Annotated in this window: 21 protein-coding genes; 12 read left to right on the top strand and 9 right to left on the bottom strand. The window is 65.7% G+C overall.

Annotation, left to right across the window (positions count from 1 at the left end):
• Nucleotides 1-3 precede the first annotated feature (3 nt).
• The 5 genes from FCN77_RS19985 to FCN77_RS19980 all read left to right on the top strand — a co-directional run bounded on the left by FCN77_RS19985 (nt 4) and on the right by FCN77_RS19980 (nt 3,473).
• Nucleotides 4-1,365 carry a phenylacetate--CoA ligase family protein gene (locus FCN77_RS19985; RefSeq protein ID WP_137323667.1) on the top strand — a complete coding sequence of 454 codons (1,362 nt, stop codon included), beginning with the start codon at nt 4-6 and terminating at the stop codon, nt 1,363-1,365.
• Between the two features lie 127 nt (nt 1,366-1,492).
• On the top strand, nt 1,493-1,657 hold the full coding sequence (locus FCN77_RS26065; RefSeq protein WP_175417327.1) for a hypothetical protein: 165 nt from the start codon (nt 1,493-1,495) through the stop codon (nt 1,655-1,657).
• A 62-nt stretch (nt 1,658-1,719) separates the two neighbouring features.
• Nucleotides 1,720-1,863, top strand: coding sequence for a hypothetical protein (locus tag FCN77_RS26410; protein WP_217496163.1), 144 nt, complete (start codon nt 1,720-1,722; stop codon nt 1,861-1,863).
• A gap of 203 nt (nt 1,864-2,066) precedes the next feature.
• Nucleotides 2,067-2,204 carry a hypothetical protein gene (locus FCN77_RS26060; protein ID WP_175417326.1) on the top strand — a complete coding sequence of 46 codons (138 nt, stop codon included), beginning with the start codon at nt 2,067-2,069 and terminating at the stop codon, nt 2,202-2,204.
• Between the two features lie 327 nt (nt 2,205-2,531).
• On the top strand, nt 2,532-3,473 hold the full coding sequence (locus FCN77_RS19980) for a polysaccharide deacetylase family protein (protein ID WP_175417325.1): 942 nt from the start codon (nt 2,532-2,534) through the stop codon (nt 3,471-3,473).
• Here the strand turns inward: FCN77_RS19980 and FCN77_RS19975 are convergent.
• The 3 genes from FCN77_RS19975 to FCN77_RS19965 all read right to left on the bottom strand — a co-directional run bounded on the left by FCN77_RS19975 (nt 3,432) and on the right by FCN77_RS19965 (nt 5,446).
• The gene (locus tag FCN77_RS19975; protein ID WP_217496162.1) at nt 3,432-3,851 is read right to left on the bottom strand and encodes a hypothetical protein; all 420 of its coding nucleotides are present in this window, start codon (nt 3,849-3,851) and stop codon (nt 3,432-3,434) included. The genes FCN77_RS19980 and FCN77_RS19975 overlap by 42 nt on opposite strands.
• Nucleotides 3,852-4,394: 543 nt before the next feature.
• Nucleotides 4,395-5,123 carry a cation diffusion facilitator family transporter gene (locus FCN77_RS19970; RefSeq protein ID WP_137323665.1) on the bottom strand — a complete coding sequence of 243 codons (729 nt, stop codon included), beginning with the start codon at nt 5,121-5,123 and terminating at the stop codon, nt 4,395-4,397.
• Nucleotides 5,120-5,446, bottom strand: coding sequence for a helix-turn-helix transcriptional regulator (locus FCN77_RS19965; protein WP_137323664.1), 327 nt, complete (start codon nt 5,444-5,446; stop codon nt 5,120-5,122). Before FCN77_RS19965 ends, FCN77_RS19970 begins: the two co-directional genes overlap by 4 nt.
• A gap of 160 nt (nt 5,447-5,606) precedes the next feature.
• On the opposite strand from FCN77_RS19965, the gene FCN77_RS19960 reads away from it, so the two are divergent.
• A complete protein-coding gene (locus FCN77_RS19960; RefSeq protein WP_137323663.1) occupies nt 5,607-6,893 on the top strand; it encodes an MFS transporter in 1,287 nt (428 codons plus the stop codon).
• The gene (locus tag FCN77_RS19955; protein WP_137323662.1) at nt 6,853-7,230 is read left to right on the top strand and encodes a helix-turn-helix transcriptional regulator; all 378 of its coding nucleotides are present in this window, start codon (nt 6,853-6,855) and stop codon (nt 7,228-7,230) included. Before FCN77_RS19960 ends, FCN77_RS19955 begins: the two co-directional genes overlap by 41 nt.
• Before the next feature lie 193 nt (nt 7,231-7,423).
• Here FCN77_RS19955 and FCN77_RS19950 read toward each other — a convergent pair whose 3' ends face one another.
• The 4 genes from FCN77_RS19950 to FCN77_RS19935 form a co-directional block, all read right to left on the bottom strand.
• Nucleotides 7,424-8,455, bottom strand: coding sequence for a YncE family protein (locus FCN77_RS19950; RefSeq protein WP_137323661.1), 1,032 nt, complete (start codon nt 8,453-8,455; stop codon nt 7,424-7,426).
• A 154-nt stretch (nt 8,456-8,609) separates the two neighbouring features.
• Nucleotides 8,610-10,046 carry a hypothetical protein gene (locus tag FCN77_RS19945; RefSeq protein WP_137323660.1) on the bottom strand — a complete coding sequence of 479 codons (1,437 nt, stop codon included), beginning with the start codon at nt 10,044-10,046 and terminating at the stop codon, nt 8,610-8,612.
• Nucleotides 10,047-10,147: 101 nt separating this feature from the next.
• Nucleotides 10,148-10,621, bottom strand: coding sequence for a hypothetical protein (locus tag FCN77_RS26055; RefSeq protein ID WP_175417324.1), 474 nt, complete (start codon nt 10,619-10,621; stop codon nt 10,148-10,150).
• A gap of 147 nt (nt 10,622-10,768) precedes the next feature.
• Complete coding sequence (locus tag FCN77_RS19935; RefSeq protein ID WP_137323659.1) at nt 10,769-12,073, bottom strand: esterase family protein; 1,305 nt, start codon at nt 12,071-12,073, stop codon at nt 10,769-10,771.
• A gap of 396 nt (nt 12,074-12,469) precedes the next feature.
• Between FCN77_RS19935 and FCN77_RS19930 the strand changes: the two genes are divergently transcribed.
• From FCN77_RS19930 to FCN77_RS19910, 5 genes are read left to right on the top strand one after another with little or no spacing between them, the layout of a single operon-like run.
• Nucleotides 12,470-13,255 carry a biotin/lipoyl-binding protein gene (locus FCN77_RS19930; protein WP_175417323.1) on the top strand — a complete coding sequence of 262 codons (786 nt, stop codon included), beginning with the start codon at nt 12,470-12,472 and terminating at the stop codon, nt 13,253-13,255.
• A gap of 8 nt (nt 13,256-13,263) precedes the next feature.
• Complete coding sequence (locus FCN77_RS19925; protein WP_137323657.1) at nt 13,264-13,980, top strand: efflux RND transporter periplasmic adaptor subunit; 717 nt, start codon at nt 13,264-13,266, stop codon at nt 13,978-13,980.
• A 3-nt stretch (nt 13,981-13,983) separates the two neighbouring features.
• Nucleotides 13,984-14,703 carry an ABC transporter ATP-binding protein gene (locus FCN77_RS19920; RefSeq protein ID WP_137323656.1) on the top strand — a complete coding sequence of 240 codons (720 nt, stop codon included), beginning with the start codon at nt 13,984-13,986 and terminating at the stop codon, nt 14,701-14,703.
• Nucleotides 14,700-15,941 (top strand): ABC transporter permease, encoded by a 1,242-nt coding sequence (locus tag FCN77_RS19915; RefSeq protein ID WP_137323655.1) that lies wholly within the window; start codon nt 14,700-14,702, stop codon nt 15,939-15,941. The genes FCN77_RS19920 and FCN77_RS19915 overlap by 4 nt, the downstream gene beginning before the upstream one ends.
• Nucleotides 15,942-15,948: 7 nt before the next feature.
• Nucleotides 15,949-16,479 (top strand): hypothetical protein, encoded by a 531-nt coding sequence (locus tag FCN77_RS19910; protein WP_137323654.1) that lies wholly within the window; start codon nt 15,949-15,951, stop codon nt 16,477-16,479.
• A gap of 535 nt (nt 16,480-17,014) precedes the next feature.
• On the opposite strand, the gene FCN77_RS19905 is transcribed toward FCN77_RS19910, so the two are convergent.
• Nucleotides 17,015-17,698, bottom strand: a complete 684-nt coding sequence (locus FCN77_RS19905) for a M20/M25/M40 family metallo-hydrolase (protein WP_254678651.1) — start codon at nt 17,696-17,698, stop codon at nt 17,015-17,017.
• Between the two features lie 355 nt (nt 17,699-18,053).
• Nucleotides 18,054-18,530 (bottom strand): MarR family winged helix-turn-helix transcriptional regulator, encoded by a 477-nt coding sequence (locus tag FCN77_RS19900; protein ID WP_137323653.1) that lies wholly within the window; start codon nt 18,528-18,530, stop codon nt 18,054-18,056.
• Nucleotides 18,531-18,601 lie beyond the last annotated feature (71 nt).

Here is an 18,601-nt window from a genome sequence, read left to right as displayed (position 1 = left end):
GCCATGGACCTCCGCCTCATCTCCCGGGTGCTGTTCCTGCGGGCCGCATGGCGGAGAAGGGACCACTGGGACGCCGCGCGGATCACCGCCCACCAGGAACACGCCCTGCAGGAACTGCGCCGCGCAACCTACGCCGGCTCGGAGTTCTACCGGCGCCATCACGCCGGCCTGCACGACGCTCCCCTGGACCAGCTGCCGTCCGTGACGAAAGCGGATCTGATGGACCACTTCGACGAGGCCGTCACCACCCCGGACCTGAGGCTGGCGGATCTGGAGAACCATCTGCGGTCCCTGACAGAGCGCGGTGGAGACCCGGGAAGGCCGTGGAAGGGCCGGTGGTGGGTTGCAGCGACGGCCGGGACCACTGGCCGGCGCGGAACCTTCGTCTGGAACCGCACCGAATGGGCGACCGTCCTGGCCTCCTATGCCCGGGCGAACGACTGGGCCGGGATCTCCGCCGGACCCACCCGGCCGCTGAAAATGGCCCTGGTCAGCTCCCGCATCCCCACACACCAGTCCGCCGTCCTCGGAGCATCCGTGCGCTCCGGACTCGTCCCCACCCTCCGCCTGGACGTCACCGCACCCATGGATGAGACGGTGGCCGCGCTGAACCGGTTCCAGCCCAGGATCCTGGTGGGCTACGCCTCAGCACTGAAACCCCTGGCCGCGGAGCAACGCGCCGGACGCCTGCGCATCTCGCCGCAGGGCGTGATGTCCGCCTCCGAAGTGCTCAGCCCGCACACCGCCTCGGAACTGGAGGCCGCATGGGGAAGCGCCCCCGTCGATGTCTACGCCGCCACCGAAACGGCCGGGATCGCCTCCCCCTGCACGTACCGGAACCGCCATGTCTACGAGGACCTGCTGATCATCGAACCTGTGGACCAGGCCGGGAAGCCCGTGCCGCCGGGGACCACCGGGGCCAAACTCCTGGTCACAGTCCTGTTTTCGCGGACCCTGCCGCTGATCCGCTACGAAATGTCCGACACTGTGAGGTTGGGCGCACGAGGCTGTCCTTGCGGGCGCGCCTTCACGCTCCTGGAGGACATCGAAGGCCGGATCGAGGACGTCCTGCAGCTACCAGGCAAGGCAGGCACTGTAAGTGTCCATCCGAACGTGTTCCACCACGTTCTCGATGAAGCCGGGAGTGCGGGCTGGCAGGTCATTCAGGAGCCTTCCGGGCTTCGCGTGCTCCTCGCAGGCCTCGCTCCCGGAGCCTCCACTGACGGGGTCCGGGCTGCCGTAGCCGGCGCGCTCACCAAGGCCGGCGTTGTAGCGACCCGGGTGGACGTACACGTTGTTGAACACGTTGAACGGACATCCCTTGGCAAGGCACCGTTCGTGCGCGGGTTGACGGGCCGGCGATGACACGCCCGGAAACGCCCGATGCCAGCAAAACAAGTACCCGGCTTGCCCGAAAACGAGTGTTCCGGACCCGAAAAATCGAGTACAGACCACTCTGTCTAGAGGAGTTACCGGGCCGTAGCGTAGGTGCATGATTAAGGACATTAAGGAAGCGATCCGCCGCTTCGTGGCGAGGAACATCGTGGCCGATGATCCGTACCCCGTCCGATCCTGGCTGGACCAGCAGAACATGCCGCCGGAAACCCGGGCGACGTTTATCCCGCCCATCAAGGACGCCAACGGCTGGTCCCACTAGCCCACCGTCACAAACCGCTTGACTTGGTTTTCCTGAAACATTGTGCAGGTACCATCACCGGCATGGGGAACTACACCAGGGGACTGACCGCCCGGGATTCAAAACGCGAGCTACGGAGGCAGCGTCTGCGACTGTTGGCCTACGCGGGGCTGGCGGCGCTGGCCGCCGCAACCGCCGTCGTCGTGATTCTGGCACTGGGACGTTGAGTGCGGTACCCCGTGAAATAAACCGGCATCCGGTTGACAGGATTTACCGCGCAGATATACTGCGTTGGACAAATTCGGCCTGCCCTGCGTAGGGTGATGATCGATCCGATATAAGGTCCCACAATTCGTTGCCGGCCACAAGCCCGAAGAGCTGCGCTCGCGGGCCCGCCTCGAATGCAATGACGCATCCTGGAGGGAATTCCGTGGCACTGAGTGACTACGCCTTTGCGCTGTGCGTACTGATGGGAACCCTGTTCATTCCGTTCACCGCCCTGTACCTGCTGCTCCGCCTCAAGCGCGGTGCCGCAAAGAAGCCCGCCCCCGTAAAGGTCCGCCCGTAATGCCCTACGTAGATATCAACCCGCACCGTTCCGGCCCAAAGTGGAAGGGATATGTGCTGCTCGGCATTCTCCTGGGCCTCACCGCCGCCGTTGTGGCAGCCGCGCTCTTCCGGGTCTAGCCACAACCCGTCACGCGCTGCAACGGCGGAGAGCCGCACCGTGATGCCGACTTCTTGCGTCGCCAAATGGCGAGGCCGCCCGGTTTTTGGCATGATGAGCTTGCCCTCAAGAGGCATGACGCCTCATGCAACTCTGCGTGAGGGCCGATACCTTTTCCGGGGGGATTTTCCGGATCGCCCGAGCAGGGCCGAGCGGAAGGGACGGGGCATGCGGCATTACCGCCGGCCGGGCGCGGGGGAATTCCCCCGACGGCTGTTCCTCTTCGGATCGGCCATGACGTCGCTGTCCGCATGCACCGTCGCCGGCGGCGATTCCCGGCTTGGGGAGGACGTCCCGGCCGTGGCTCTTGCTGCGGCGCCTGTCCCGGAGCCGCAGGCTGCTGAACCAACGTCAGCACCAATTCCTGGGCGGCAAGACATTGTTGCGGAATTTGCCGGCCGGACGCCTGCCTTGTGGGGGACTCAGCTGCCGGGGACCGTCGTCCGCCTCCCGGAAGGAGCCTCAGGCACCATTCTGACGTTTGACTGCTGTGGCGGCCGAGGGGGAAACGGCGTGGATCAGGCGCTGATCGACACCCTTAGCCGAGCGGGTGCGCCTGCAACGTTTTTCCTGAATGCACGGTGGATCCGGGCCAACCCCGGAACGGCAAAGGCTCTGGCAGAGAACCCGCTATTTGAACTCGGCAACCACGGCACCCGGCACATTCCGCTGTCCGTCACTGGCCGCAGCGCGTACGGTGTGCCGGGGACGGCCAGCGCGGCCGAGGTTTACGACGAAGTCATGGCCAACCAAGAGGTCCTTCACAGCCTCACGGGCAAACCCGCCCGGTTCTTCCGCCCGGGCACAGCCTTCCTGGACGAGACCGCAATTGCGATAGTCCACAGGCTGGGACTGACGCCGGTCTCCTTCAGCATCAACGGCGACGGGGGCGCCACTTATCCTCCGGCCACGGTGTTCCGTGAAATCAATGCGTCGAAGTCCGGCGACATCATCATTTCCCATGCCAACCACCCCGGGAGCGGGACGGCGGCAGGCATCGCCCGTGCCCTGCCCGCGCTGCAATCCTCCGGACGGGCACCAATACACTTCGTCCACGAAGGCCCGGGTCTAGCCAGCCTCCGCCAGGCGCCGGGCGCGCGCGGCCTCTGAGGGAACAACGACGCCGGATGTGCTGCCACGGAACTCCCATTGCGTTGACGAGCCGTCCGGGCGGGTGACCGAGCCCGTGCTGAGCGCCTCGTCGATCCGGCGGCGCACGTCTTCTTCGTCTTCCGGCTCCGCGGCGAAGAGCACCCGGAGGGTGACGCCCGTGCCTGTCCTCTCGGCGTGCGCGTAGTGGGGGAGGGGACACGGGGGCCTGTGATCCCAGCTCCCGCACAACTCAAGGGTGACGGCGGCGCCCGGTGCGTCGACGTCGGCCTCTGTGCTCATGGCGAGCGTCGCCTGGTGGACGTACGGTGCCCGCGTTGGCCGCGTGTGCCTGTCCGCAGATGCCGCTAGCCTGGGGCCATTTGCGGTGAGGGTCATGTCTCTTTCCTTACTTCCCGCCTGCGATTTCCGTGACTGGCCGCGCGCCAATGCCCGGTGTCACCGATGTGCCGGGCATTGGCGCAGCTACCGCCGAGAGCAGTCTCTGAAGGACGAGCCCTCGACACGACCATATGCCGCCAACCAGCCCCCGTCTTGAGTGTCAACTACCTGTTCTCGTCTCTCGGGGTCCGTGCCACTACCCGTCGCCCCTGCCAGATGTGTGGCTGGGGAGCCGGCCACACAGCAGCAGCCCCGGGCAAGGTGGTCCTCGCCCGGGGCTTACATGGTGGTTTGCTGTTCTGGCGGTTGGTTGGCTGCCTGGCTACTCACAAGTGCCTGCGCGGGGCCCGCGCGCCGCGGGCTTCCGGCAGGCAGGGTGCTCAGCCTCTGCCGCCGGAAGCCCGGTGCCTTGCGGGGCCGGCAGCCAGCCGCCGTGGCTGCTGCCGGGTCCCATGGCACCACTGTAGGAAGGCCGGCCAGCAGCGTCACGAGTGGCCGCTACCCGCATGCTCAGCGGCCACCACTTGTATCAGGGGCCTCTTACGTATCACCGTGTAGTTTCTCGACAGGCAAGGTTTTGCTCCCTGATTCGCACCCGGCGCAGCAGTCGTCGTCCTCTTCGGCACGGCCGTCGCCGGAGTGCGGGATGGCGCAGCAGGCTTCGCCGCGCCAGGCATTGATGCCCTCCCGGACGGCGATACCGGCGATGACCAAGGCGGCTCCGGCATCGGCCCACCACCAGCCCAGGGTGCTGTTCAGGACCAGGCCCACCAGCAGGACGGCGGAAAGGTAGGTGCACAGCAGTGTCTGCCTGGAATCGGCCACAGCTGTCCGGGAACCGAGTTCCCGTCCGGCACGGCGTTGCGCCCAGGACAGCACGGGCATGATCGCCAGGCTGAGGCCCGCGATCACGATGCCCGGCGTCGAATGCTGCGCCTCTCCGCCTCCTGTGAGAGACCGGACAGAATCAACCGTGACAAACGCGGCGAGGGCGAAGAAGGAGACGGCAATGATCCGGAGGGTCAGCTGCTCACGCCGTTCCGGGTCTCTGGCGGAAAACTGCCAGGACAAGGCCAGCGCGGAAGTCACCTCAATGACCGAGTCCAGGCCGAAGCCGATCAGCGCCGAGGAATCAGCGACCCCTCCAGCCCAGAGCGCCACAACGGCTTCAATGAGGTTGTAGGTGATGGTCGCGGCCGCAAACATCCTGATCCTGAGGCTCAGCACGGCCCGGCGTTCCGGGCTTGGTACGTGCAGCAGAGCCGTCATGCGAAGCACTCCCCATCCGGGGCGCAGCAGGCCGCATCCACCGCGAGGACCACGCCGATCAGGTCCTTGATCGCATGCCCCAGCCGGGCGTCCGCGAGTTCATACCGGCTCCGCCGTCCGTCCGGAACGGCAACGACGAGGCCACAGCCCCGCAGGCATGTCAGATGGTTGGACATGCTCTGCCGGGACACCTGAAGGGAATCTGCCAGATCTGAGGGATAAGACGGTGCCTCTGAGAGAGCCAGGAGAATCCGGGCGCGGGTAGGGTCCGAGACCGCATAGCCGAACCGGGCCAGCACGGGCGCCTGAGTGAGCGTTTCCATGGCACAAAAATACAGCCGGTGATGTATTCACACAAACGTGTACTCAGGAACAAGGCAGCGCCCAAACTGCAACCCCTGCGAGGACTGCCAATACCTCCGACCCGATCCGCTGGTCTATGATGAGTGCATAGCCATGCACATATGCACTTAAGGGGTCTTGATGTTGTCGGTTCTGCTGAATGTGACCTACCGGCGGTTGTTCGCCGCCCAGATCGTGGCGCTGATCGGCACCGGACTGCTGACCGTTGCCCTGGGACTACTGGCCTACGATCTGGCCGGCAGCAATGCCGGCGCGGTGCTCGGCACCGCATTGACGATCAAGATGCTGGCCTATGTGGGTCTGGCCCCGGTGATCAATGCCTTGGTCGCGAGGTGGCCGCGGAAGCGGGTCCTGATCGGAGCGGACCTCATCCGGGCCGCGATGGCGCTATGTCTGCCGTTCATCACCGATGTGTGGCAGATCTATGTCGTGATATTCCTGCTGCAGAGTGCGTCGGCAACGTTCACCCCGGCGTTCCAGTCCCTGATCCCGACCATCCTCAAAGATGAGCGGGACTACACCCGCGCCCTGTCCCTGTCGCGGCTGGCCTATGACATGGAGGCACTGGTCAGCCCGGCCATCGCTGCGCTGCTGCTGACCGTAGTCAGCTACAACAACCTCTTTCTCGGCACCGTCGCCGGGTTCCTCTTCTCGGCCTTCATGGTCGCGATGACCGTCCTGCCGCGGGTCACAGCCTCCGCTGCCCCGCAGACTTCGCTGTGGCACCGGACCACCCTGGGTGCCAGGATTTTCTGGCGGAACGGCCGGCTGCGGTCGCTGCTGGCCCTGAACTTGGTGGTCGCGGCCCCCACGGCTCTGGTGCTGGTCAACACTGTTGTTTATGTCCGTGACGTCCTGCACCGGCCGGACACCGACCTGGCGCTGGCGCTGGCCTGCTTCGGGGTCGGGTCCGTGATCGTTGCGCTTTCCGCGCCCCGGATTCTGGACCGGTTCGGGGACCGGGCAGTGATGCTCACGGGCGCCGCCAGCATTCCGCTGGTCCTGGCCGGCGCGACAGCGCTGACGTTGCTGGGTGTCCCCGGGACGGGGTGGTGGCTGCTGCTGGGCCTGTGGTTCCTGCTCGGGGCCGCGAACTCCACAATCCTCACACCGTCCTCGCGGCTGCTGCGGGATGCGTCCACGGAGGAGACCCGCCCGTACGTGTTCACGGCTCAGTTCTCCTTCTCCCACGCCTGCTACATCCTGACCTATCCGTTGGCCGGGTGGGTCGGTTCGGTGGCCGGTTTGGGCTGGGCTGCGCTGGCGCTGACAATTATTGCGATGATAGGTAGTGCAGGTGCATTCCTGTCCTGGCCGCGGCACGATGCCGCAGCTGCCACGGAACCGGCGGAGAGGGAGCAGAGCGTTGAGCAGTCAGCCCGGCAGCGCACCGGATCGCGCCCCTGAGCACCCGTCCCTGGTTCACCCGGTCACCCCGGGACCACGGCTGCTGGAAACCGCCGCCGGCACGTTGCGGATGCTCGCCGAACCGACGCGTCTGCACCTGCTCTGGCAGCTCGCCGAAGGCCCCAAGACCGTCACGGAGCTCACGGCCGCGGCCGGTGTGCCGCGGACCGTGGCGAGCCAGCATCTGGCGAAGCTCCGGCTCAGCGGGCTGGTTGACACCCGCAAAGACGGCCGCCACGTCATCTATTCCCTCCATGACGGACACCTCGTCCGGCTTATCCGCGAAACCATCAACCACGCCGACCACCGCATCACCGGCGAACCCACGCACGGCTGAGACCCGGGCATGCCTTCTGACGTTCTGCCAGGGGGCGCGGCGCCCCCTGACATGACGGGATAGCCCTTAGCGGGCCGCCGGGTATGGGGCCAACCGTCCCGCTCCATACCCGGCTGCGCTCGCAATCACTCGAAGCTTCGACGGAACGGCCCGGCGACGGAGGCGTCGTCCCGAGCTGGTTCGTCCCCGGAGGTCATTGCTTGGCGTCCATGATGCGAAGTACCGGGTGCCCGTCGATGTCTTCCAGGGGGAAGTAGACCCGGTGGGTGGCTTGGTCTACGGCTACCGTGTGGGCGTTGTCGGCGAGTTTGCCGGATGCCTTGGGCGTCAGGGTGCGGTTCTGTTCGTCGAACACACTGACGACGCCTGACTCCGAGGCGACGTAGAGTCGGTGCAAGCCCTGATCGAAGGCCAGCACGTCCGGGCCCTCGCCGGTGTCGAACCGTGCGGTGACCTGTTTGGTTTGCAGATCCAGGACCAGGAGCTTCGCGCTGTCCTCGCAGGCAATGAAGGCGAGCTTGCTTTCCCCGTCGACGTAGAGGCCGTGGTTACTGGCGCAGTCCGGGACCGGGATCCTGCCGGTGACCGTGTCGTTGGCCGGATCGATGGTGACCAGTTCATTGCGGTCCTGGACATTGACCAGGATGGTCCTGCTGGCTGGGTCGTAGACGCTGTTGCCGGCCTCCCCGCCGATCTCGACCGGGGCCTTCGCCGTGGTCGTGGAGAGGTCGATCACCGTTTCGGCGTGGTCGTGTTCGTTTGAGACGTAGGCCTTTCCGTGGACCGGGTCGTAGGCGATCCCGTCCGGGGTCGTGCCAGCCGGCACCCGGGCGCTCACCGTGAGGGTATTGGTGTCGATGACCGCGACTTGGTTCGTTCCCGAGACAGCGGCCAGGAGAATGTGCCGGTCGGCCACGAGGGTGACCCCGTGGACCGAAGGTGTTCCGGGCACGGTCCCTGCTACCGTGCCGTTGTCCAGGTCGACCACATGGATGGTGCCGTCGCCGAGGTGGGCGATGTAAAGCCGCTTCGCTCCCGAGTCGATGGCCTGGTAGTCCAGCCTGCTCGCTGCCCCGGGCAGGGTGATGTCCTGGATCTGGGTCAACGGCAGCGAGGACGCCGGGGCCGGCTCTGAGCAGGCGGTCACGGCCGCCGACAGGAGCGTCAGCAACCCTGCGGCGATGCGCGCGGCCCCTGGCCGCCTGCGTGATGGTGTCGGTTCCATGGCTGTCTCCAATTCGACCACAGGATGACGACGTTGACGATGAATGCGACCAGGCACTCCGCGTCCCACGCTGATGGCGGGCATAAAGTCCTCGTTCAGGAACGGTGCGAGGTGGTGCCGTATATACCTGTCACGCCGGGGCCAGGTGGCCGGTTCAGCTGATGTCGAACGGGGTGCTGACGACTGACGAAAGTCCTGTGCTGCTCGCCGTCAGGGTGATGCCCGGGTTCTTGCCGGTTATCGCGAGATCGCTGAACGTCGCTACACCGTTGACGGCTGTCTTGGTCAGCAAGCCGGTCATGTTGTTGCCGTGGTCAGTCTTGGCGATGGAGACGCTCGCAGCGCTGAGCGTCTGATTGCCGAACTGATCGAGGATAAGAACCGTGACCGGCGGGGCGATGATGGTCCCCTTGGTGGTGCTGGTGGGCTGTTGGCCGTAAACGAGCTGGGAGGCTGCCGCCGCGGTGATCGTGGCAGGCTTCGAAACGGCGGTCAGTCCCGCGGTGGTGGCGGTTATGTTCGGTGTTCCGGCTTTGGTGTCGCCGTAGAAGAACGACGCCGAGGAGGACCCTGCCGCGATGGTCACCGTGGTGATGGTTGCGCCGCCAGCTGTTGCGGCGAAGACCTTGGTACCGGCAGAGTTCGATGCCAGGGTGACGGTGGTGCTGCCCGTGATGACGGGGTTTCCGTAGGTGTCCTGGCGTTCCACCGTGATGGCTCCGATGTTGGCGGTGGCTGACGCGGTGCCGGCAATGCTCGTGGGGGTGGTGATGGCCAGTTTGCTCGCGGCGGCAGCCGTGACCGTGAAGGGAGTGCTGACAGCGCCGGAGTAGCCGGGGCTGGATGCCAACAGGGTGTAGCCGGTGCCGGCTTTGGTGATGGACAGGCCGGTGAACGTGGCCTCGCCGAAGATGTTGGTGGTGGCCGTGAGTGTCCCGGCGAGGGTGCCCCCGGCGGGGTTGTTGCCGATGCTGATGGTCACCTGGACTCCGGGCATCAGAAGCTTGAGCCCGAGGGCTGTCCTCAGCTCCACCGTGACGGACTGCAGGGATGAGCCGGCGGTGACAATGGCCGCGGGCTGGACGATGAAGTTGATGGTGTCCCTGTTGTCCACGGTGACGTTTCCGCTGGCCGCACTGACGGCGGTCCAGGAGCGGTGGACGGCGGTGACGACGTAACTGTGGGTGCCCTCGGGGACTGACGTATCCGTGCAGGCAGTGCCGGTGATGGGCGCAGCGGGGCTGCTGCCACAGGCCAGCATGGAGGTGGCGCCGGTGACCCGGGTGACGTAGTAGCCCGTCGGTGCAGGCGTTCCGGCGGACGCCGTCCAGGCGACCGAGACGTTCGAGGCGCTGGTTGCGGGGACCGTCACGTTGGTGGGCGGGGCCAGAGTGGCGACTGCCGCCGTCGTGCTTCCCGTTCCGATGGCCGGCCAGTAGGCCGAAGCAGCCGTGGCGCCGAAAAGGGTGGCGACCACAAACAGTGCCAAAGCGGCGACGGTTCCGCGGCCGAACGAGCGGCGAAACAACACCAGCTCCCGCCGAAAGCCGCGGGGGGCTTCGGGGGAGCTGGTGTTGCGCCTGCCGGACATACGGACCTTCTCGTTGGCTCAGGGGGCGGTTGGGGGTGCCACGTTCACCATTGGGGGATGAAGGTGACGGTACTGAGGAGGAACGTCAGCGCGTTACCCCTTCAGCTTGCGACGAAGTGCAGGGGAACCGTGGCGTTCTTGCAGCCGTCCTGGCTGACGCCGGGGCGGTCGATCATCTGGAGGGTGACGGTGCCGACGACAGTGCCGTTGGCGGGGATCTCCGTCACGGTGAACGTCGGGTCGCCGACGGCGAAGTCAGCAGCGGAGCAGCCGGCGACGGCGGTCCAGGCCGCGCCGGTGGTGGTGGCCACGGTGGCGGCAACGGTGGAGAGCTTCTGGACGCCGGTGCCCGGGTTGGTGACCGTGAAGGTGACCGTTTGGGTGGGGCCGCCGGGAGAGAGCGGATCGCCGGCGACGGTGCTGGTGATGGTGAAGTTGGTGGAGCTGCCGGCGGTGGTGGTGGTGTTGCCGGTGCCGGTGGCGGTCCAGTAGGCGAAGGCTGCGCCGCCGCCGACGGCCAGCAGTGCGGCGGTGGTGATGATGATGCGCTTCTTGCGTCCGGTGACTTTGCTCATTTGAACTTCCCCTTGACTAGTGCGGCGGTAGCCGCTGACCTTCGGGGCCTTGTCCGGCTCCGTTGGAAAAAGTCTCGCGGAGCACCCTCAAGTCGCTGCCAAGGTACGGTCAAGATTCACTCAAGGTTACTTCGGGGCCATCCAGAGCTATCCAGTCCCATCCGGTTGCGACAGCCCGAGCCGCGGGTAGAGCACCGCGAACCCCTTGTTAAGGCCGCCGTTCAGGGCACCAATGACGTGGCCCCCGTTGGGAACCTCGTAGTAGGTGACGGTCATGCCTGCGGCGGAGGCGGCGGCCGCGACGCGTCCGGCGGCGTCACGGTAGGCGGGATCGTCGGTGGCTGCCGTGAAGATGGCATCCATATCGCGATACCGCTGCCGTTTCATGATGTTAACCGGTTTTTGGGCGTCATAGGCCGCCTGGTTGCCGCCGAAGATTTCGCGGAGGTTGGTTTCAGGCTCCTCCGCTCCCGGGTATTCCTCCCCGGATATGTCCAGGACATTGCCCCAGATGGACGGGTACTTGGCGGCGAAGGAAATGGCGCACTGGCCGCCGTGCGAATAGCCTGCGATGGTCCAGGATTTCCTGTCGTCAATGATGTTCAGGTGGCTGCGGGCCCAGTCCACGACGTCGCGGTTGATGAAGGTCTCAGGCTTGCCGTGGACGGGGGAATCGAGGCACAGGTTGTCCGTGTAGGGGTCCCCGAGCTGGTCTGCAACGATGACGATCGGAGCCAGTCCCTGGTGTTGTGCGGCGTAGTTGTTCAGCACGGATCCGACGTACTGCGGGTCCGGATCGCCGGGTTGTCCCATCATCATGACCACGAGGGGAAGCGCCGGCGGGTTGGGAGCCTGCGCCGCCGGCGGGAGGTACAGCCCTGCCGGCCGCGAACTAAACCCGGACCTGGTGGGTGGAATGTCAACCTGGGCGGTGGTCCCCTTTTCGGGCAGCTGATCCGGCGGCGTCCAGCTTTGCCACAGAGGCACCTGATGCGGGGACGGGGTGTGGGGCTGGACGGGATCCAGATTAATTTTCGGGGCCAGGGAGATGCCCAGGAATGATGCGACGGTGGGGTGCAGCCCGTAATAGGCGTTGATCCCGAGTGTAGCGGTGGCCGCGAAACTGAGGGCCGCAGCGCACGCAAGTGCCTTCCGACGTCGTCCGGATTTCCGAAAGGCCACGGCACAGAGCCCTAGGCCTGCGAAGAACGCGATCACCCAGGCCCGCACGTGCCATCCCAGCGGGCCGCCAAAGGCGTGCATCAAAATCTCCGTGACCAGCAAAGTCGCGGTTCCCACCAGTGCCCCGGTGGCAGCCGTGAGGACCGACGCCGACAGCAGCCGTCTCGGGCGGCGCAGCAGGAGGAGGACGCCGCTGACAGCACTCAGCGCGTACACCGTGAAGAGCAGAGGCCCGTCAACGATGTTGAGGGCCAGAATTGATGAGTCCATGGCACCTTGTGAATGCGTCGTGCGTGCACCGGCCGCGGTTCGGGCCGGCTCGGATACAGCCGTAGCTTCCGCGGATCTGATGTGGCAGCTGCTGAATGGTCCGGCCTGGCTGTCCGGCTACGTGCACATGATACTTGCTCGGGATGACCAAACGGTTCCGGACGGCAGGAAGCCCCGGCGAATGGGGTCCTGGTGCGGGGCTCACATGGTGGTGTGCTGTGGTGCCCAGGTGAGCGAAACACTCGTCCCATGGCGACTGATGCGAATCAGGAGAGCCCCGGGACGGCCTGACTCTGGGGGCTCCGTATGTCTCGCTGCTTTGCTGCCCAACTACGGTATCGGCCCCCTCCCAACCATTTAATGGATTCATTCAGGTCCACCTCTTACGGTGCAGCCATGACCTCCAAAACCCTTGTTATCAACCTGGGCCTGGGCGCCGCTATTTTGGCGCTCGGCGCGGGCACCTACCTGACGGCCACAGCCGCGGGTTCCAACACCCCGGCGGCGGCCGCGCGGACGGTTACGGTGGGAAAAGCTGATGTCTCCTCAGTGGCCACAGCTTCGGGCAACGTCGCCCCGCAGTCCACCACTGTGGTGAACGCCCAGAACTGCACAGGCGCAATCCTGTCCGTGGGGGCGGTGCTGGGACAGCAGGTCACGGCCGGCCAGCTGCTGCTCTCCATCGATCCCACCAATGCCCAAAACGCCCTCAATGTCGCTCAGGCGCAGCTGGACGCGGTAACGGCGCAGGCAAACCAGCAACAGGTGTCTGCCGCGGGGCAGGTGTCCTCGGCTAACCAAAACCTGGTCAACGCCCAGCAGACCGCCGGCCTGGATGCATCCCAACAGGCTTCCGCCGTGGCAGCAGCGCAAAAGGCCGTGGACGCCGACAACGCTGCCGTGGCGGCGGCACAGGCACTGGCCGTGCCCAATCCGAAGCCTGCCAACTGGGCAGACCCGGTGCTTGCAGCCCAGAACCAGCTGGCCAAGGACCAGTCCTCGCTCAGCCAGGCGCAGAACCAGGCCGCGTCGACGCAACTCAAGGACAAACAACAGGTCGCCTCGGCCACCACTGCGCTGGGCAATGCCCAGAACACGGCGGGCTCAGCGGCGGTACCAACGCCACCAGCGCCCAACTTGCCGTCGAAACTGCAAAGACAAACGTTGCGGGCTGCAACCTGACGTCCCCCGTGGCCGGCACCGTCACCGCGGTCAGCGCGACGGTGGGTGCCCTGGCGGGGACCTCCTCCGGATCAGGATCCGCTTCCACCGCCGGCAATGCCGGCTCCGCCTCTTCCTCAGCGGCGTCCTCCTCTTCCGCAGCGTCCGCATCCGCCGGCCTGGTAACCATCAGCGATACCGCCCACCTGCAGGTCGTGGCCGGATTCTCGGAATCTGACATCACCAACATGAAACCGAACCAGACAGCGCGCTTCACCTTTCCCGCGCTGCCCCAGGACCCCGCGGCCGCGCCCGTCACGGGCAAGGTGGTGTCCATAGCGCAGACCTCCAGCACCACCAACGGTGTGGTGACCTACCCTGTCACGGTGTCCATCGACAACCCGCCTGCCACTCTGCGGCTTGGCCAGAGCGCCAACATTTCCGTCACCACGGCTACTGTTGCCAACGCACTGGTGGTGCCCAGCCTGGCTATCACCACCAACGGTTCCAGGCAGACCGTGAATTTGATGAAAACCGGGACGCCGACGCCGGCGACGGTCACCACCGGGATCAGCGCCAACGGGCGCACCCAGGTCTTGACCGGTCTTTCCGACGGCGACCAGATAGAGCTTCCGGCAATTTCCAGCACCCTGGATACCGGCACCACCACCGGCGGCGGCTTCGGAGCCAGCACCCTGGATACCGGCACCACCCGTGGCGGCGGCGCCCGGAACGGCGGTCAGTAGAAGATGGCTGCGGTGATCGAACTTTCCGGAGTCAGCAAGGTCTATGGCAAGGGTGAGGCGGAAGTGCGGGCCCTTGACGGGGTGGACATCACCATTGAGCGTGGCGATTTCGTCGCGATCATCGGGGCCTCAGGCTCCGGTAAGTCAACCATGATGAACATCATCGGCTGCCTGGACGCGCCAACTGCCGGTAGCTACCGGCTGGACGGAATCAACACGCGGGAACTGGACGAATACCAGCAGGCGCAGATCCGTAACCGCAAGATCGGTTTTGTGTTCCAGAACTTCAACCTCATTTCCCGTACCAAGGCCGTGGATAACGTGGCCATGCCGCTGGCCTATGCCAAGGTGGGCCGGCACGAGCGGCGCGACAGGGCTCTCGCGATGCTCGACACCGTGGGGCTGTCCAGCCGGGCAGGCCACAGGCCCTCGCAGCTTTCGGGCGGTCAGCAGCAGCGGGTGGCCATCGCGCGTGCATTGGTGACCAACCCGGTCCTGTTGCTGGCAGATGAGCCAACCGGGGCGCTCGACTCGAGGTCGTCGTCGGAAATCCTGGACCTGTTCGAGAGTCTGCACGCCTCGGGACGGAGCATCGTGATGATCACCCACGAAATGGACGTCGCAGAGCGTGCCGGCCGCGTCGTGCGGATGCAGGACGGCAGAATCATCTCCGATGATCGGCAGCAGCCCGTTCACGGCCGGACCCTTGCGGTGGCGCCGTGAATCTCCTCGAATCCGCGCGCTTCGCCCTCTCCGGGGTGGCCGCCAACAAGATGCGCTCCATCCTGACCACCCTGGGTATCCTCATTGGCATCGCCGCTGTCATCATCCTGCTCGCGGTCGGGGCAGGAACCAGCAACAACATAAAGGCCCAGATCGGCAAGCTTGGAACCAACGTCCTGACGGTGAGCCGGTCCACCAGCGTCAGCGGACGCGCCACGGGCGGCCAGAGCGGCGCGAGCCGCACCCGGAGCACCAACCTCACGGTCGACGACGAACACGCGCTCACCGATCCTGTGCTCGCTCCCGATGTGGCCCGGACAGCGCCGATCGTCCAGGCCCAGGGCGTCACCGCAACGTACACCAGTGCCACACACTCCGTGGCGAGCTTCCTGGGGACCACGTCGTCGTATTTTGACATCAGCAACAGCACGGTCGCCTCAGGGGCGCTCTTCACCGATGCCGATCAGCAGGCGGCCAACCCGGTGGCGGTCATCGGGAACACGGTGGCCACGGACCTGTTCGGGCCGGCCGCCGGGTCCGCCGTCGGCCAGAGCATTCAACTGAACGGCCAGAACTTCACCGTGGCAGGGGTGCTGGCGGTCAAAGGTTCCTCGGGGCTTAACGATCCGGATGACATTGTGGTGGTCCCGCTGTCCGCTGCGCAGAACAAGTTCACCGGTTACGCGCCGACACTGGCGTCGGTCATCGTGCAGGCTGCGTCCGCGGATGTGATGAACCAGGCGCAGAACGAGGTCCAGATGATCCTGGACGCCCGCCATCATGTGGATTCCACCAACCGGGATTACCAGGTCCGGAACCAGGCGCAGATCCTCACGACGTCCACCAACACCACCCAGACACTGACCATCCTGCTGGGTGCCGTCGCGGCCATCAGCCTCCTGGTGGGCGGAATCGGCGTCATGAACATCATGCTCGTGACAGTGACCGAGCGGACCCGCGAAATCGGAATCCGCAAGGCCATCGGCGCATCACGTGGCAGCATCGTGGCGCAGTTCCTGATCGAGTCGCTGATTATCTCCGTGATCGGCGGCGTGGCCGGGATTGCGGTCGGTTTCGCCGGCAGCGCGTTTCCGGTGCTGGGCGTTCAGCCGGAGGTACAGGCATGGACGGTCTGGCTCTCGTTGGCTGTGTCGGCCGTCATCGGGCTGGTGTTCGGGGTATACCCAGCCAACAAAGCCGCTAAGCTGCGGCCCATCGATGCCCTTCGGTACGAATAGGAAATCCATGAACAGTTCCAAGACCGGCAGCCACTACAACGACGACGCCGCTGTCACCGAGGCACTGCCTGCCCCGGTCCCCCTGGGGGTCCCTGATGAGGAGGCCCCGGCGTCGTTTACGGAAGATCTGACGATGTCCCCACCGGACGACGAGCCGTTTATCCCGAAAAAGCGCTACTCGCCGGGGCGCTCCACGAAAGTGCTGGTGTGTGTGCTGCTGGTGGTGTCCGGGTTCTTCGGCGGCTCAGCCCTTCAGAAGCAGATCGATCTGGGCAACCGGGCCGCCCGGACCAACGTCGGCAACTTCCAAGGGACCAATGCCCGGACAGGAGGCGGCGCTGGAACAAACGACGGCTCGGGCACCCAGACGCCCGGTCAGGGACGGCGCGGCGGCAACTCGAACACTACAGCTCACCGCCGGAACCGGCCAATAGCCTTTCCCTCTTGGAGTTTTTTCGTGCGTGATCGTGCCGTCTCCGAGCATGGGGTGAGGGTGTCACGGCGGCGGCGGGCGCCGCCTCATGAGGAGCCCTGTTGAGGCGTACCCCGCGGACAGGGCAACCATGCTGAGCAGCCATCCGGATGCCAGGAACACCAAGACCATCTGGTCCCTATTCTCATAGGGTGTCAGTGATTGGCCCGCTACGATGACCTTTCCTCCCGCTGGGCGTGCGACCACCGCCATCCGAAGTCCCGGCTCGGGCTGCCACGTGACCGCGTCCGTGCCGGCGGTTCTGGCAGTTTGGAGCACTCCGGCGGGCAGCACGGGTAGGGATCCGTGGAGGGTGGCAGTTCCCGACACCGGCTGATCGTCGGGACCGTAAATGATGACGAAAATCCCGCTCTCCGGAGTTAGCTCCAAGCGCGGGGGCGGAACCGTCTCCGCCACGAGCAACTCCACCTGGGCGGCGGTCGCCGCGGGCGCGTCGTTTGCTTCGGCGCCCGAGCTGCTGAAAGGTCACGTAGACTCTTCCAAAAATGATCGAGACGACGACGGCGGCCGTCAGCCAGGTGATCGTCCTGCCGGTACCTTTCATACCGGGCATTATCCTGCCCCACCAGACCCCGGTGAATTATCCGGGCCCAACCAGGCCAGGGCTGCAGTTACGAGCGCTTCGGTTCCGGTCCGTAGGGTCGGTTGGAGGGCTGGCGGTCTGGAGCCCCAGGCTGCCGGCACGATCGCCGAAATAAGTGCTGAATGCCTCGGCGACGCGCCTGGTCGGTGCCTCGTCGTTGACGGTGAGCGGGAAGCTGTCGAAGATCTCGAATTCCGGTTCTTTGGGGGAGCAGCTGGCGGCGCACTCGGCCTGGACGGTGCGCCGGACCGAGTCGATAATCCGCTGCCTGGTGGCGTCGGTGTAGGTGCGCAGGTTCAGTTCCATCACTGCCTGGTCGGGGATGATGTTGCTTTTGGTTCCGGCGTGGAGGCTCCCCACGGTGAGGACGGCAGGTTCGGTGGGCGCGGTTTCGCGGGAAATGATTGCCTGAAGGCGCACCACGATCATGGCGGCCAGCACAACAGGATCAATGGTGTTCTGTGGCATCGAGCCGTGGCCGCCTCGGCCGTGGACTGTAATGCAGATGCTGTCGGCGCTGGAAAGCACCGGGCCGGAGCGGGTGGCGACATGGCCCGCGACGCCAGGCAGAACGTGCTGAGCGAGGGCGACATGGGGCGGGGGGATGCGGTCCAAGAGGGCGTCGGCGAGCATGCCGCGTGCTCCGTCGCCCGTTTCCTCGGCCGGCTGGAACAGGGCCACGAGCGTTCCGCGCCACTGCTTGCGTAATCTGCGCCGGTCCGTTCCTGCAGGGGGAGCGCGTCCATGTCTGCACGAAGCAAAACGGTTGGCCCGTCGCCGTTTTGCAGCACTGCCGCGACTCCTGTTCCCCCGATCCCAGTCTCCGTTTGGAAGCCGTAGGAACCCATGCTCCGCGTCACGTTGGCGGCGGTGCGGTGTTCCTGGTGTGAGAGTTCGGGGTTTTGGTGGAGGTCCTTGTAGAAGTCCTCCTGTTCTGAGCGGATTGACTCGTAGTGCTGCAGTATCTGTTCGGTCGCGTCCACGGGGTCCACTTTCATCCGGCTCGAGCGTCCTGCCCTGACGCTCCGGTCCCAACCTACGCGGGCCGATCGCGACCCGCTAGGTGTTGCCCGGTCGCGTGCCGGGGTTCCGTGAGATGGCCTATGTGCTGTTCCAGATGGTGCCGCAGGCTCTGCTCTGCCTCCCGTTCGGGGCGGGGGAGTCCGCGCACCAGTTCCTCGGCCGTGCGCAGGACCGACCGTCCGCGCTGCGTCAGCCGGATGCTCCGGCTTCTTCCGTCGCCGGCACCGCGCTCCTTGGTCAGGAGGCCCAGCTCCTTCAGCCGGTCCAGGATCTTGCCGAGGCTTTGTGCCGTGATTCCGAGCTCGTCGGCAAGGCAGTTCTGGGTGGCCGGGCCCAGCTCCTCCACGCAGTCCAGGGCATCGAAAGAGGACTTTGTGAGGCGCAGGCCGGCCAGCTGCCGGTTGATCCTGCGTTCATCCAGCCGTGCCGCCGTCGACAACAAGCGGTGGGTTGACCAGCCTGCCGGTCTGTTCTGATGGGCCGAAATCATGTCTAGTTGCCTGCCTTCCGGGAGACCGCGGCTGGGGGCACGGTGGAGGGATATGTGCAATCCTCACCTAA

The organism is Arthrobacter sp. 24S4-2, from assembly GCF_005280255.1.
GTDB lineage: Bacteria > Actinomycetota > Actinomycetes > Actinomycetales > Micrococcaceae > Arthrobacter.
This window is presented reverse-complemented; position numbering and strand designations above follow the sequence as displayed.

Bases quoted from the DNA above. Each gene is read 5' to 3' on its own strand.
- FCN77_RS19945 (WP_137323660.1), bottom strand. From the start codon at position 10,046: ATGTCCGGCAGGCGCAACACCAGCTCCCCCGAAGCCCCCCGCGGCTTT.
- FCN77_RS19950 (WP_137323661.1), bottom strand. From the start codon at position 8,455: ATGGAACCGACACCATCACGCAGGCGGCCAGGGGCCGCGCGCATCGCC.
- FCN77_RS19970 (WP_137323665.1), bottom strand. From the start codon at position 5,123: ATGACGGCTCTGCTGCACGTACCAAGCCCGGAACGCCGGGCCGTGCTG.
- FCN77_RS19900 (WP_137323653.1), bottom strand. From the start codon at position 18,530: ATGATTTCGGCCCATCAGAACAGACCGGCAGGCTGGTCAACCCACCGC.
- FCN77_RS19980 (WP_175417325.1), top strand. From the start codon at position 2,532: ATGCGGCATTACCGCCGGCCGGGCGCGGGGGAATTCCCCCGACGGCTG.
- FCN77_RS19920 (WP_137323656.1), top strand. From the start codon at position 13,984: ATGGCTGCGGTGATCGAACTTTCCGGAGTCAGCAAGGTCTATGGCAAG.
- FCN77_RS26055 (WP_175417324.1), bottom strand. From the start codon at position 10,621: ATGAGCAAAGTCACCGGACGCAAGAAGCGCATCATCATCACCACCGCC.
- FCN77_RS19910 (WP_137323654.1), top strand. From the start codon at position 15,949: ATGAACAGTTCCAAGACCGGCAGCCACTACAACGACGACGCCGCTGTC.
- FCN77_RS26065 (WP_175417327.1), top strand. From the start codon at position 1,493: ATGATTAAGGACATTAAGGAAGCGATCCGCCGCTTCGTGGCGAGGAAC.
- FCN77_RS19930 (WP_175417323.1), top strand. From the start codon at position 12,470: ATGACCTCCAAAACCCTTGTTATCAACCTGGGCCTGGGCGCCGCTATT.
- FCN77_RS19965 (WP_137323664.1), bottom strand. From the start codon at position 5,446: ATGGAAACGCTCACTCAGGCGCCCGTGCTGGCCCGGTTCGGCTATGCG.
- FCN77_RS19960 (WP_137323663.1), top strand. From the start codon at position 5,607: ATGTTGTCGGTTCTGCTGAATGTGACCTACCGGCGGTTGTTCGCCGCC.
- FCN77_RS26410 (WP_217496163.1), top strand. From the start codon at position 1,720: ATGGGGAACTACACCAGGGGACTGACCGCCCGGGATTCAAAACGCGAG.
- FCN77_RS19985 (WP_137323667.1), top strand. From the start codon at position 4: ATGGACCTCCGCCTCATCTCCCGGGTGCTGTTCCTGCGGGCCGCATGG.
- FCN77_RS19975 (WP_217496162.1), bottom strand. From the start codon at position 3,851: ATGACCCTCACCGCAAATGGCCCCAGGCTAGCGGCATCTGCGGACAGG.
- FCN77_RS19935 (WP_137323659.1), bottom strand. From the start codon at position 12,073: ATGGACTCATCAATTCTGGCCCTCAACATCGTTGACGGGCCTCTGCTC.